Source organism: Dorea sp. D27, from assembly GCF_001185345.1.
GTDB lineage: Bacteria > Bacillota > Clostridia > Lachnospirales > Lachnospiraceae > Extibacter.
The window spans coordinates 872,052-883,907 of the sequence record NZ_KQ236744.1; the positions used below are offsets into that span (position 1 = coordinate 872,052).

An 11,856-nucleotide genomic window follows, 5' to 3' on the forward strand; every position below is an offset into this window, starting at 1 on the left:
ACTGTTGTCGCTTTGTCAAGCGGAATGCTGATATGACGCTTGATAAATTCAGATTTTAACGACTTTACATAGATTTAACATTGAGCTGGTTTCAGATTTTACATTCGTCCTTTATGATTGCACTTGTGAAGAAAACATAGCAAACAAACGATCTTAGTAAGAATTAAAGGAGAAAGAGATTATGAAGATGAAAAAGTTTATTGCAGTATTGGCAGTTGTCGGAATGATTGCAGGACTTGCGGCAGGATGTGGCAGCAATGATGGAAAAACAGATTCAGATAAAGATTCAGAGAATGGCACAGAAGCCTCTTCCGACTGGGATGCATCCGGGGATATTACGATTGTATCTAGAGAAGACGGTTCGGGTACAAGAGGGGCCTTCATCGAACTTTTCGGGATTGAAGAAGAAAAAGATGGTGAAAAGGTAGATATGACGACAGAAGAGGCTCAGATAACGAACAGTACGTCTGTCATGCTGACTACGGTGGCCGGAGATGACTACGCTATTGGCTATGTATCACTCGGCTCACTTGATGACAGTGTAAAAGCTCTCAAAATTGACGGTGCGGAGGCGACGGCAGAAAACGTAAAGAGCGGAGACTATAAAGTATCCAGGCCATTTAACATAGCGACGAAGGAAGACCTTGACAATGAAGTGGCAGCAGATTTCATCGACTTCATACTGAGTGACGAAGGACAGAAGGTTGTGGAAGATAACGGATATATCGCGACAGATGATGTAAAACCGTATGAAGGCACCTCTCCAAGCGGAAAAGCAGTCGTCGGCGGATCATCCTCTATATCACCGGTAATGGAGAAACTGATCGAAGCATACAAAGCAGTCAATGCAAATGCAGAAATTGAACTGCAGACGACAGATTCTACCACAGGCATGACATCAGCGGTAGATGGAAGCTACGATATCGGTATGGCTTCAAGGGAGCTGAAAGATACGGAAACATCAAAAGGCCTGAAAGCCCAGGTTATCGCTACAGATGGTATCGCGGTCATTGTCAGCAACAACAGCACCGTTGATGAGCTGAGCAGCGAGCAGGTGAAAGCAATCTACACAGGCGAAGCGCTTACATGGGATGAGGTAATTGAATAAATGAAAGCAAAGGCATGGAAAGAAAATTTCATGCGGGGAGTGTTCTTCATTGCCGCCTGCGCCTCGGTGCTGGCGGTAGCTCTCATTTGCATCTTTCTATTTGCAAATGGGGTCCCTGCAATGAAGGAAATAGGATTTATGAAATTTCTGTCAGGCGAGATGTGGCGGCCGAAGAACAGCATTTACGGAATATTTCCTATGATCATCGGAAGCATATATGTCACCGCCGGAGCTATATTGTTTGGCGTACCTATCGGTATACTGACGTCTGTGTTTATGGCGAAGTACTGCCCGAAAAGAATCTATAAGCCGCTCAAGTCCGCTACAGAGCTGCTGGCAGGAATACCATCCGTCGTATACGGCTTTTTCGGGCTCGTTGTCCTCGTGCCATGGATACGGGAGCTTGGAAGAACGCTGAAAGGCATGGGGCTCATTTCTTCAAGCGGAAATGGCAACAGTATACTGACGGCATCTCTGCTGCTCGGCATGATGATATTACCGACGATTATCGGGGTGACAGAATCAGCTGTCAGGGCCGTGCCAGACCACTACTACGAGGGCGCGGTGGCGCTTGGAGCCACGCATGAACGTGCAATCTTCCGGGTCATACTTCCGGCCGCCAAGTCCGGTGTCGTTGCGGGAGTTGTGCTCGGGGTAGGACGCGCGATTGGTGAGACGATGGCAGTCATCATGGTAGCAGGCAACCAGGCCAGGATGCCATCCGGTATCTTCCGGGGTATCCGTACGCTTACGGCCAATATCGTCCTTGAGATGGGATATGCGGCAGATCTCCACAGGGAAGCGCTCATCGCGACCGGAGTCGTTCTGTTCGTATTTATCCTGCTCATCAATTTCTGCGTAGCAATACTGAACAGGAGGACCAGCCATGAGTAGCAATCAGGTAACATTGAAGCAGAAGCTCAAAGCATACAGAAGAACACCAGGTTCCTTTCTCGTCATGCTGCTTGTCATGCTTTCCGCCATATTGACATTTACGGTGCTAATATTTTTAATTGCCTATATTCTCGTAAGGGGCGTTCCCTATATTACACCGTCATTATTTTCCTTCACATATACTTCCGAAAATGCGTCCCTTATGCCGGCGCTTATCAATACGGTTGTCATGACGCTGCTGTCTCTGCTTATCGCAGTTCCGTTCGGAATCTTTTCGGCCATCTTCCTTGTGGAATATGCGGGCCGGGGAAACCGATTTATTGAAATCATCCGGCTGACGACTGAGACATTGTCCGGAATACCATCCATCGTCTATGGACTGTTCGGAATGCTCTTTTTTGTCACGACATGCGGATGGGGATTTTCCCTGCTTGCCGGTGCGTTTACGCTGGCAATCATGATACTGCCCCTGATTATGCGCACGACAGAGGAGGCGCTCAAGTCTGTTTCCGACTCTTACAGAGAGGGAAGCTTCGGGCTTGGGGCAGGGAAGCTGCGGACCGTGTTCCGTATCGTTCTGCCATCTGCGGTGCCCGGCATACTTGCAGGCGTCATACTGGCGGTAGGACGTATCGTAGGGGAGACGGCGGCTCTCATATACACGGCCGGGTCGGTGGCGGATGTCCCGTCGAGCGTTATGGGGTCAGGAAGGACACTGGCGGTACACATGTATAACCTTGCAAGCGAAGGCCTGTACATGAACCAGGCATACGCGACCGCGGTGATACTGCTTGCGCTCGTGGTAGGAATCAATACATTGTCAAGCATAGTGGCAAAAAGACTGACAAAAGCGTAAATTTTGAAAGGGGTCTGACCCCCTTCAAAAAAGAAAGGAATTGTATATAAAAATGGAAAAATTAAGTATTAAGAATCTGGAGCTTTTCTATGATGATTTCCATGCGCTCAAGAATGTGAATCTGGAAATTGAGAAGAACAAGATTACTGCGTTTATCGGTCCGTCCGGCTGCGGCAAGTCTACGCTTCTGAAGTCCATCAACAGGATGAACGACCTCGTCGAGGGCTGCCGGATTGAGGGGGACATCTTCCTGGACGGACAGAATATTTTCAACGGTATGGATGTAAACCTGCTGCGAAAGCGCGTCGGAATGGTGTTCCAGAAGCCGAATCCGTTTCCGATGAGCATATATGACAACATCGCATTTGGTCCGCGGACACATGGCGTCCGGTCGAAGGCGAAGCTGGATGATATCGTGGAGAAGTCGCTGCGTGACGCGGCTATATGGGAGGAATGCAAAGACAGGCTCAAGAAGAGTGCCCTTGGCATGTCCGGCGGGCAGCAGCAGCGTCTGTGCATTGCGCGTGCACTGGCGGTGCAGCCGGAAGTGCTGCTGATGGATGAGCCGACTTCCGCGCTTGATCCGATTTCTACATCTAAGATAGAGGACCTTGCGACGGAACTGAAAAAAGATTATACTATTGTCATGGTAACGCACAATATGCAGCAGGCTGTCCGCGTATCTGACAATACCGCGTTTTTCCTGCTCGGGGAAGTAATCGAGTACAATGATACGGAGAAGCTGTTCTCCATACCATCGGATAAACGCACGGAAGATTATATAACAGGGAGGTTCGGTTAAATGCGGAACAAGTTTGATATGCAGCTGGATTTGTTAAAAGAGCAGCTGACCCACATGGGTGAATTGTGCGAGATAGCAATCAACAGGGCGACGGCAGCGCTTCAGGAAGGGAGCACCTCGAAAGCCAGAGATGTCATCCGGGCGGATGAGGAGATTGACCAGATGGAAAAGGACATAGAGAGGCTCTGCCTGAAACTTCTGCTTCAGCAGCAGCCGGTGGCGAAGGACCTGAGGCAGATATCGGCAGCACTGAAGATGATTACGGACATGGAACGTATCGGGGACCAGGCGTCAGATATCGCGGAAATAATCATCTCCGAGAAAATGTCAGAAGCGAACGAGATTCCGAAGATAGGGCAGATGTCTGAAGCCGCAGCCAGGATGGTGAGAGACAGTGTATCGGCTTATGTGGAAAAAGATCTGGAGCTGTCCCGCAAGGTGATGGAGTCTGATGATGAAGTAGATATGATGTTCGTGGAAAATAAGCAGGAGCTGATTGACTTCATAGCGGAAAACAAAGGAGATAAAGGAAAAAGGGCAATCGATCTGATTATGGTGGCAAAGTATTTGGAACGAATTGCAGATCATGCTACAAACATTGCCGAGTGGGTGGAATTTTCCATCACAGGCATCCATAAAGAGAGCAAGATATAAGAGACTGAAGGAGCATCAATATGATATTTTGTGTAGAAGATGACGGCAACATTCGCGAACTGGTCGTATATACGCTGGAAAGTACAGGTATGAAAGCCCGCGGTTTTGAAGATGGAAGAGAGTTTCTGGAGGCTCTGGCGCTTGAGACGCCGGAGCTTGTTCTGCTTGATATCATGCTGCCCGGAGAGGATGGGATGGAACTGCTCAGAAAGCTGAAATCCTCGGTAAAGACGAGAGAGATTCCCGTCATCATGGTAACGGCCAAGGGGGCGGAATACGACAAGGTGATGGGGCTTGACGCCGGAGCCGACGATTATGTAACAAAACCCTTCGGGATGATGGAGCTTGTATCAAGGGTCAAGGCGGTTCTGAGAAGGACGGCGAAGAATGACTATAAAAGAGAAGATAAGATTGCCCTTGGCAATATCGAGATAGACATTAAAAAGCACGAAGTGCGATCAGACGGCGATGCGGTAAACCTCACCCTGAAAGAATACGAGCTGCTGAAGCGCCTGATGCGGAACCCGAACATCGTGCTGACGAGAGACCAGCTGCTGGAAGACATATGGGGATATGACTTCGACGGTGAGACACGCACCGTGGACGTGCATGTGAGGACGCTGCGCCAGAAGCTTGGATCGTGCGGAGAGATGATAGAGACGGTACGGGGCGTGGGATACCGGATGTGTGAACAGGAGAAGGGCGCATGAGAAAAAGAATACAGAAGAGCATGATACTGGTGATTTTCACCACCCTGTTCATATCCTATGGGGTGATGACCGTGGTCGTATACCGTCAGACGGTGAGCCTGCTTGAAGACGAGACAAGGCAGGAGGCCGATTATATACGGGCGGCGGTCAAGACTGCCGGCACGGCATATCTGGAAGAGATGGACGCCGTCAGAAAGAATACGCGCGTGACGCTCATAGGAGGCGACGGCCATGTGCTCTACGATTCCAAGGAAGATGAGTATACGCTGGAGAACCACAAGGACAGGCCGGAGGTAAAGGAGGCCCTTCGCGATGGAAGCGGGCAGGATATCCGGCAGTCGGATACGCTCGGCAAGGAAATGTTCTACTATGCACTTCAGATGCCGGACGGTACGGTGCTCAGAGTATCCAAAACGATTGACAACGCGTTCCGTATGGCGGTCCAGGTACTGCCTGTCATGGGAGGGCTTGCCGCCGTCATGCTGCTCTTTGCGTGGGGGCTGTCCAAATGGCAGGTGTACAGGCTGATCCGACCGGTGAACGAACTGAATCTGGAACAACCGCTTGAAAATGATGTGTATGAGGAGCTGAGACCGTTGCTGGAAAGTATTGACAGACAAAACAAAGAAAAAGACGCCGTTGCCAATATGCGCAAAGAGTTTTCGGCAAATGTATCCCACGAGCTGAAGACGCCGCTGACGTCCATATCCGGTTACGCCGAGATTATGAAAAACGGACTCGTAAAGCCGGAAGACATCGGAGTCTTTTCGGAACGGATATATAACGAGGCAAGCAGGCTTATCACGCTTGTGGAAGACATCATCAAGCTGTCCAGGCTGGATGAGGGCAAAGTGGAGATGGAGAAGGAAGAGGTCAACCTGTATGAGCTCACAAGGGAAATCTGCAGCAGGCTCTCCCCTCAGGCATCTTCCCGGAACGTTCACATAGAAGTAACCGGGGAACCGGTCGTCTTCCGCGGTATCCGTCAGATACTCGATGAAATGATTTACAATATATGTGAGAATGCGGTAAAATATAACCGGGAGGGCGGCTCCATATCCGTGTGGGTCGGCAGCACACTGAAAGGGAAGAAAGTCATAGTGACAGATACCGGGATCGGCATCCCGAAAGAGGAGCAGGAACGTATATTTGAACGGTTCTACCGGGTGGATAAAAGCCACTCCAAAGAAAGCGGGGGTACCGGCCTCGGCCTTTCTATCGTGAAGCATGGCGCGATGATACACGAGGCTGGTATCCGCGTTGAGAGCGAGCCGGGAAAAGGGACGAAGATGGAGCTGACATTTTAATCGTCCTCGTTATTCCCTGCCGACATGAAGGAGTATAGTTATGGGTAATATATTACTGCTGGAAGATGATGAGAGCCTGAGCAGGGGCATCAGCTTAAAGCTTCAGAAAGAAGGATATCATGTGCTGTGCGCTTCAGGAGCAGGGGAAGCGCACAGGCTGTTTGCAGGAAACCGGATAGACCTTATCATCAGCGACATCACACTGGAGGATGGAAACGGGCTTGATTTCTGCCGTGAGATACGGAAGGTCAGCGACGTCTTCATTCTCTTTCTTACTGCGCTGGATCAGGAGGTGGATATTGTGAATGGATATGATATAGGCGCGGATGACTATATCACGAAGCCGTTCAGCCTGATGGTGCTGATTTCAAAAGTCCAGGCATTTATGCGCCGGAAGGCACATACGGATACGGAAGGGACCATGCTGACAGCCGGCGGCGTCACTTTGGACTGTAAGGAGATGAAGGTGTATGTGGAGGGGCAGGAGACGTCTCTGAGCAAGAAAGAGATGCAGCTTCTGGCACATTTCCTGGAGCATCCGAAGCAGATCATATCAAAGGAACAGCTGCTGGAGGCTGTCTGGGATGTGGACGGACAGTTCGTGGACGACAATACGGTACCGGTCAACATAAGCAGGCTTAAGAAGAAACTTATTGGAGACGGCAGGGACGAATATATCAAAAATGTAAGGGGAATCGGATATCTATGGACGACAGACGTATTGAAAAAATAATGAGCCACAGGGAGAGAGGCTATATCTGGCTGGAAAAGGAACTACGCCTCAACATGCTGATAACGACTCTGCTCATACTGACATTCTTTGCCGTGATGTATATGTGCAGCCCTCCAATCCCGTATTTTTGGCAGCTCCTATCCGCGGCCGTCGCGGCAAATGGAATATGGCAGTATATGAATTATAGAAAACAATACCTGAATTATATCCATATAGCCGGTTATCTGGAACAATTTGAAGAAGGGAACTATAAATACCGCACAGAGACAGATTACATGCAGGCAGGAATCCGCTCACAGATCACAGAGCAGCTGGAACGGATGGGCAACGCATTTGGCAGGCTGCGGTCTGGCCTGGTTGACGAAAAGGAAAATACGAAAGCGCTCGTTACGGATATCTCTCATCAGCTGAAGACACCGGTAGCGGCGCTTTCCATGTGTTTTGAGCTGCTGGAGGATTCTGATATTACGGATGAGGAGCGCGCGGAGTTTGCCTCAAGAGGTTCCCGGGAGATTAAGAAGCTCAAATATCTGACCGAAACGCTGACAAACCTTTCCAGAATGGAGGCGGGTATGATACAGATACACCCGGCACAGGCAAGCCTCAAAGAGACGCTCGTGCGTGCGGTAAACGGGGTATATCTGAAGGCGAACACGAAAGATATCGAGATAGAAATGGAAGATTTTCAGGACATGCTGCTTCCCCACGATACGAAATGGACGGCAGAAGCATTTGCCAATGTACTGGACAACGCGGTGAAGTATTCACCGGATGGAACGAAGGTGCGGATCAGGGTATCTCCTCAGATATCTTACGTGTTCGTAGAGATAGAAGATGAAGGCATCGGCATAGCAAAAGAAGAGTACCAGAACATCTTCAAGAGGTTCTACCGCGGCGGCAGGCCGGAGGTTGAGATGTGTGAAGGAGCGGGCGTAGGCTTGTATCTCGTCCGGCAGATTCTGGAAGAGCAGGGGGGGAGCATAAGAGCTATGGCGGGCAAAACATGCGGTACCATATTCCAGATGACGCTGCCGAAGAAGACTTACTGCCAAGAATAACAAAACTGTTATGTTTTCTGAAAGGCTCTCGTAAGGCTCCTGTATTATGATGTGGAAAGAACAGAAAGCGCAGAAGCTGGCTGGTATTGATGATAAGACAGGAAGGAGTTATATTATGAGAGCAATCTTAGAGACAGAAGATCTGGTAAAATATTATGGAGAAGGTGATAACACGGTCAGGGCAATCGACCATACGAGCCTGAGCGTCGAGGGAGGGGAATTCACGGCAATCGTAGGACGGTCCGGTTCCGGCAAGAGCACGCTTCTTCATATGCTCGGCGGCCTGGACCGGCCGGATTCCGGGAAAGTATATATCGAAGGCAGAGATATCTTTGCATTGAAGGATGAGCGCCTTGCTGTGTTCAGAAGAAGAAAAATCGGATTCATATTCCAGGACTTCAATCTGATGCCGGCTCTGAACGTGTGGGAGAATATCGTGCTTCCCATCGGGCTTGACGGCAAAAAAGTGAACCGGGATTTCGTGATGGATATCGTCAAGAGCATAGGGATGGAAGATAAGCTCCATTCGCTTCCGAACACTCTGTCAGGCGGACAGAAGCAGCGCGTTGCCATTGCACGTGCGCTCGCTTCAAAACCGGCCATCATCCTTGCAGATGAACCAACAGGGAACCTGGATTCCAAGACGGAGATGGAAGTCATATCCATTCTGAAAAACTGCGTAAATAAATACGGACAGACACTTGTCATGATAACCCATGACGAGACGATTGCCCAGATGGCGGACCGGGTAATCATTATCGCTGACGGCAAGGTGGTGAAATAGATGAACATTATTACAAAGACAGCGCTTGCCAATTTCAAGAACAACCGGAGCAGGAACATATTGATAGGTGTAGCGATAGCACTGACCGCCATGCTGCTCACTACCGTGCCGACTGTCGTGTTCGGCACGATTGACCTCCGGTTTGCGGCCGTGGATAATAAATACCCGACATTTCATGGCATGTTCCGCAATGTAGACGAGAAGTCGGCAGATGAGATGCTTGAGGATTCGCAGCTTTCCGATACAGGGCTGAGAGAAGACGCCGCATATATGATATGCGAAGGCACGGATGCCAATATATCTATGGTCTACTGCGATAACCATACGGTTAAGCTGAATCGTCTGAAGCTTAAAGAAGGAAAGATGCCGGAAAGGGCCGATGAGATAGTCGTATCCGAAGGGCTTTTAAAAGCGATGGGTCTGACGGGAGGAATCGGGGATAAGATTACGGTTCCTTTCCAGCCGGTCAAAGCAGGAGGGCTTGGCCAGGCTATGGAAAAGGAGTTTACGATAACAGGCCTGACGGAAGACTCGGAAGAGGCAGAGAGTAGAAACGTCTATTCTTCGTTGGTTTCAGAGGCATTTACAGAAGAAATCATCTCAGAAGGAGAACATGAGTACCGAGTATACTTCTCCATCGCGGATGCAAAAGGAAAGACGACGGATGCCATAAGAGAGAGCATGGAAGAGTTAGGCAAGAGCTATGGTATCGGGAAAGAGGATATCGTCGACAACTCGGAATATCTGATGGCCAACTATGTAGACCCTGCCATGTTCGGGGGTATGATTATCCTGATGGCTGTCATCGTTCTGGCCGGCATCCTTACGATTTACAGCATCTACTATGTGTCTACGATGAACAAGGTGCAGGAGTACGGCAAATTAAAGGCGATTGGTTCCACCAGACGGCAGATCAGGCAGCTCGTGTTCCGGGAGGGTTTTGCGGTAGCCGCGGCAGCGATACCTGTGGGACTTATACTCGGACTGGCGACAGGTATGCTTCTTGTGTATGGAATGGTCAGCTCTGGCCTTGCGTCTGAAAATGAGATGGCGAATGAAATGAAACGGGTGATGGCGGACGGGAGCATCTCGCTTATCAAGCCATGGATACTGCTCCTGGCAGCAGCCGTCGCACTTGTCTCCGTGTATATCTCCCTGCTTCTTCCGATGCGGAAGGCAGCTAAGATATCTGCCATCGAGGCAATCCGTTTCCAGGGGACGGATAAGAAGAATAAGAAAAAGAGCCGGAAAGGCTATGCAGAGTTGAATATCCGGAAACTTACGTCTTCCAATCTGGGCAGGAACAAGAGACGCACGACCGCTACCATTGTCACCCTCGGCATAACCGGAATCTTGTTCGTAGTCGTTGCGACCATATTAAGCTGTATGAACCCAAAGACAATGACTATGGATTCCATCCGCGGCGATGTGGAGATTACGCTGGACAGTGAGAGTGGCAATGAGATGCATCCGGAGCGGGAGCTGAAGAATATCCAGAAAAACAATCCGCTTACCGAAGAATTGAAAAAGCAGATTGAAACATTGGATGGAGTGGAACGAGTAGAAACTTATACAGGCGTAAGCGCAAGCCTGGAAGAACTGCAGGAGGATGACGGAGGGCCTCTTGACACAGGTCTGGGCGGACTGAGCGAAACTGCGATGGAAGAATTGGAACGCTATGTAACGGACGGATCTCTGGATGACGAAAGTCTGATGGACGGAACAGGCATCATCCTGAGCGGGCCCTATATAATAGCATATCCGGGCGCCGACTGGAAGGCAGGTGACAAGGTGCATCTGAACATAAAAGACGGTGACGAAATCATCAAAAAGGAGTATAAGATAGCGGCCATCGTGGATGCACCGTATGGCCTTGCCGGGAACGGCTTTACACTGCCGTCTTCTGTACTGCAGGACATGTGTAAAAATAACGTGACAGATGACTTCATCATTTTTACGGAAAAAGGTAAGGCAGGTGCGGTGACAAAGGAGATAAGAACGATTGTAGAAGGGCAGGAATTCCTAGCGATGAATACGTGGGAGGATGCATATGCACAGTCGGAAAAGAGCATCGGCTATATGATGTACGGCTGCTACGGCCTGCTGTTTGTATTCGGCCTTATCAGCATACTGAATCTCGTCAACACGATGATCAACAGTGTCTATATAAGGCGCCGGGAACTCGGAGTCCTTCAGGCAATCGGCCTGTCCGGAAAGCAGACGGTGCGCATGCTGCAGCTGGAAGGACTGTTCTACACGGCAGGCACGCTCCTGCTGTCTGTCGGAGTAGGCAGCATCGCAGGATACGGCTGCTTCCTATGGGCCAAAGCAGAGAGCATCATGTCCATCAGGACATATGAGTATCCTGCTATACCAGTCATAACCCTGGCAGTTATCATACTTGTGGTCCAGGTATTGATAACCTATATGGTAAACAACAGCTTCAAGAAGCAGAGCCTAATAGACCGTATCAGGTTTGCGGAGTAACTGGGAGTTTAGTGAAGCAGGGCGCCGCTGGGAAGGCAGGGGGCATCTGCTGCGATGCGTCCGGGACTGCGACTATCACACAGATTCCTAAGCCTGTGGAATGTTCGCCGATAGCGGCTCTCATCCCACAAGCTAAGGAATCTGGTGAGGATTCTCCGTCCCTTCCGCTTATACCTTCGCATCTGTCCCCTGCCTCCCCATCGGCTATCTACTTTACTGGCACGGGCGGGGGTGGCTGTGTGACGTTACTGGCGGTCAGAAGGAATTTATCTGTGCCGGTATATTAATAAAAAAGCTGAGCGAGTGAAAACCTTTGAAAAATGAAATTATTATGAGGAAGAGCCGGAATCAGGTACAGGGCTGTTATATGAGATAACATCCCTTGCCTGATTCCGGCTCTTCTTCCAGCAACGGCGTGCACGCCTCGCTGCAAACGTTTAACTGCGATAATATACACCGTACT

Annotated in this window: 12 protein-coding genes; 11 read left to right on the forward strand and 1 reads right to left on the reverse strand. The window is 49.8% G+C overall.

The genetic code is table 11. The features are described 5' to 3' along the window. Window positions 1–181: 181 nt before the first annotated feature. From HMPREF0980_RS10675 to HMPREF0980_RS10725, 11 genes are all read left to right on the forward strand, one after another. Window positions 182–1,108: a substrate-binding domain-containing protein gene (locus tag HMPREF0980_RS10675; protein ID WP_049729031.1), complete on the forward strand. Its 927-nt coding sequence runs from the start codon at window positions 182–184 to the stop codon at window positions 1,106–1,108. After that, window positions 1,109–2,002: a phosphate ABC transporter permease subunit PstC gene (gene pstC, locus HMPREF0980_RS10680; RefSeq protein ID WP_049729032.1), complete on the forward strand. Its 894-nt coding sequence runs from the start codon at window positions 1,109–1,111 to the stop codon at window positions 2,000–2,002. It abuts the gene before it with no gap. Further along, window positions 1,995–2,858 (forward strand): phosphate ABC transporter permease PstA, encoded by an 864-nt coding sequence (pstA, locus tag HMPREF0980_RS10685; protein ID WP_049729033.1) that lies wholly within the window; start codon window positions 1,995–1,997, stop codon window positions 2,856–2,858. The genes pstC and pstA overlap by 8 nt, the downstream gene beginning before the upstream one ends. Window positions 2,859–2,910: 52 nt before the next feature. Further along, a complete protein-coding gene (gene pstB / locus HMPREF0980_RS10690) occupies window positions 2,911–3,660 on the forward strand; it encodes a phosphate ABC transporter ATP-binding protein PstB (protein WP_049729034.1) in 750 nt (249 codons plus the stop codon). Beyond that, window positions 3,661–4,314, forward strand: coding sequence for a phosphate signaling complex protein PhoU (gene phoU, locus HMPREF0980_RS10695; protein ID WP_049729035.1), 654 nt, complete (start codon window positions 3,661–3,663; stop codon window positions 4,312–4,314). It begins immediately after the preceding gene. A gap of 20 nt (window positions 4,315–4,334) precedes the next feature. After that, entirely contained in the window at window positions 4,335–5,024 is a 690-nt protein-coding gene (locus HMPREF0980_RS10700) for a response regulator transcription factor (RefSeq protein WP_049729036.1), read from the forward strand. Continuing rightward, window positions 5,021–6,331, forward strand: coding sequence for a sensor histidine kinase (locus tag HMPREF0980_RS10705; protein ID WP_049729037.1), 1,311 nt, complete (start codon window positions 5,021–5,023; stop codon window positions 6,329–6,331). Before HMPREF0980_RS10700 ends, HMPREF0980_RS10705 begins: the two co-directional genes overlap by 4 nt. Window positions 6,332–6,371: 40 nt before the next feature. Next, window positions 6,372–7,064, forward strand: a complete 693-nt coding sequence (locus HMPREF0980_RS10710) for a response regulator transcription factor (protein WP_049729038.1) — start codon at window positions 6,372–6,374, stop codon at window positions 7,062–7,064. Then, the gene (locus HMPREF0980_RS10715) at window positions 7,037–8,122 is read left to right on the forward strand and encodes a sensor histidine kinase (protein ID WP_242847380.1); all 1,086 of its coding nucleotides are present in this window, start codon (window positions 7,037–7,039) and stop codon (window positions 8,120–8,122) included. Before HMPREF0980_RS10710 ends, HMPREF0980_RS10715 begins: the two co-directional genes overlap by 28 nt. Before the next feature lie 115 nt (window positions 8,123–8,237). Further along, the gene (locus tag HMPREF0980_RS10720) at window positions 8,238–8,906 is read left to right on the forward strand and encodes an ABC transporter ATP-binding protein (protein ID WP_049729198.1); all 669 of its coding nucleotides are present in this window, start codon (window positions 8,238–8,240) and stop codon (window positions 8,904–8,906) included. Next, window positions 8,907–11,393, forward strand: coding sequence for an ABC transporter permease (locus tag HMPREF0980_RS10725; protein ID WP_049729039.1), 2,487 nt, complete (start codon window positions 8,907–8,909; stop codon window positions 11,391–11,393). A 283-nt stretch (window positions 11,394–11,676) separates the two neighbouring features. Here the strand turns inward: HMPREF0980_RS10725 and HMPREF0980_RS19245 are convergent. Continuing rightward, window positions 11,677–11,856: hypothetical protein (locus HMPREF0980_RS19245; RefSeq protein WP_207643608.1), on the reverse strand; the 180-nt coding region annotated here is incomplete at its 5' end.

Excerpts from the sequence above, each read along its gene's own strand:
- pstA (WP_049729033.1), top strand. The coding sequence starts at position 1,995 with ATGAGTAGCAATCAGGTAACATTGAAGCAGAAGCTCAAAGCATACAGA.
- HMPREF0980_RS10725 (WP_049729039.1), top strand. The coding sequence starts at position 8,907 with ATGAACATTATTACAAAGACAGCGCTTGCCAATTTCAAGAACAACCGG.
- HMPREF0980_RS10675 (WP_049729031.1), top strand. The coding sequence starts at position 182 with ATGAAGATGAAAAAGTTTATTGCAGTATTGGCAGTTGTCGGAATGATT.
- HMPREF0980_RS10705 (WP_049729037.1), top strand. The coding sequence starts at position 5,021 with ATGAGAAAAAGAATACAGAAGAGCATGATACTGGTGATTTTCACCACC.
- pstB (WP_049729034.1), top strand. The coding sequence starts at position 2,911 with ATGGAAAAATTAAGTATTAAGAATCTGGAGCTTTTCTATGATGATTTC.
- phoU (WP_049729035.1), top strand. The coding sequence starts at position 3,661 with ATGCGGAACAAGTTTGATATGCAGCTGGATTTGTTAAAAGAGCAGCTG.
- HMPREF0980_RS10700 (WP_049729036.1), top strand. The coding sequence starts at position 4,335 with ATGATATTTTGTGTAGAAGATGACGGCAACATTCGCGAACTGGTCGTA.
- HMPREF0980_RS10715 (WP_242847380.1), top strand. The coding sequence starts at position 7,037 with ATGGACGACAGACGTATTGAAAAAATAATGAGCCACAGGGAGAGAGGC.
- HMPREF0980_RS10720 (WP_049729198.1), top strand. The coding sequence starts at position 8,238 with ATGAGAGCAATCTTAGAGACAGAAGATCTGGTAAAATATTATGGAGAA.
- pstC (WP_049729032.1), top strand. The coding sequence starts at position 1,109 with ATGAAAGCAAAGGCATGGAAAGAAAATTTCATGCGGGGAGTGTTCTTC.
- HMPREF0980_RS10710 (WP_049729038.1), top strand. The coding sequence starts at position 6,372 with ATGGGTAATATATTACTGCTGGAAGATGATGAGAGCCTGAGCAGGGGC.